Annotated in this window: 1 protein-coding gene; it reads left to right on the top strand. The window is 43.5% G+C overall.

Translation table 11 applies throughout. The annotated features are described in order from the left end of the window. The first annotated feature begins 1 nt into the window (after window position 1). Entirely contained in the window at window positions 2-1,177 is a 1,176-nt protein-coding gene (gene tuf / locus ACFIL8_RS10610; RefSeq protein WP_012755022.1) for an elongation factor Tu, read from the top strand. Window positions 1,178-1,189 lie beyond the last annotated feature (12 nt).

The following is a 1,189-nucleotide window of genomic DNA, read 5'->3' on the forward strand; positions in this document are numbered from 1 at the left end:
AATGGCGAAGAGCAAGTTTGAACGAACAAAACCGCATGTTAATATTGGTACGATTGGTCACGTTGATCATGGGAAGACCTCGTTGACAGCAGCGATTACGAAATATTTTGGTGAATTTAAAGCTTATGACCAAATTGACGCTGCGCCAGAGGAACGTGCACGTGGAATTACTATTTCTACAGCACACGTTGAGTATGAAACGGAAAATCGTCACTATGCGCACGTTGATTGTCCAGGACACGCTGATTATGTGAAAAACATGATCACAGGGGCAGCACAGATGGATGGTGCTATTTTGGTTGTTTCAGCAGCTGATGGTCCAATGCCTCAGACACGTGAGCATATTTTGCTTGCACGTCAGGTTGGTGTTCCAGCAATTGTTGTTTTTCTTAATAAAGTTGATCAGGTTGATGATGCAGAACTTTTGGAGCTTGTAGAGCTTGAGGTTCGGGAACTTTTATCCAAATATGATTTCCCAGGCGATGATATACCAATTGTTAAGGGTTCTGCGTTGGCAGCTCTTGAGGATAAGGATAAAAGCATTGGTGAAGATGCTGTTCGTCTTTTAATGAGTGAAGTTGATAATTATATTCCAACCCCTGAACGTCCTGTTGATCAACCATTTTTGATGCCGATAGAGGATGTGTTTTCGATTTCGGGTCGTGGAACCGTTGTTACGGGTCGTGTTGAGCGTGGTGTTATTAAAGTTGGAGAGGAAATCGAGATTATCGGTATTCGTCCAACGTCTAAGACGACGGTTACAGGCGTTGAAATGTTCCGCAAGCTTTTAGATCAAGGTCAAGCAGGTGATAATATAGGGGCTCTGCTACGTGGTGTTGACCGTGAAGGGATTGAGCGTGGTCAAGTATTGGCGAAGCCAGGATCCGTTACACCTCATACACGGTTTAAAGCAGAAGCTTACATTTTGACAAAAGATGAAGGTGGACGTCATACACCATTTTTCACGAATTATCGTCCTCAGTTTTACTTCCGTACGACGGATGTTACAGGTATTGTTACGCTTCCAGAAGGAACGGAAATGGTTATGCCAGGTGACAATGTTGCGATGGATGTTTCGTTGATCGTTCCGATAGCGATGGAAGAGAAACTTCGTTTTGCTATTCGTGAAGGTGGTCGTACTGTTGGTGCCGGTATCGTCTCTAAGATCATTGAATAAATAATGCTTGTT

The organism is Bartonella sp. AP57NXGY, assembly GCF_042195805.1.
GTDB lineage: Bacteria > Pseudomonadota > Alphaproteobacteria > Rhizobiales > Rhizobiaceae > Bartonella.

Excerpts from the sequence above, each read along its gene's own strand:
- tuf (WP_012755022.1), top strand. The coding sequence starts at position 2 with ATGGCGAAGAGCAAGTTTGAACGAACAAAACCGCATGTTAATATTGGT.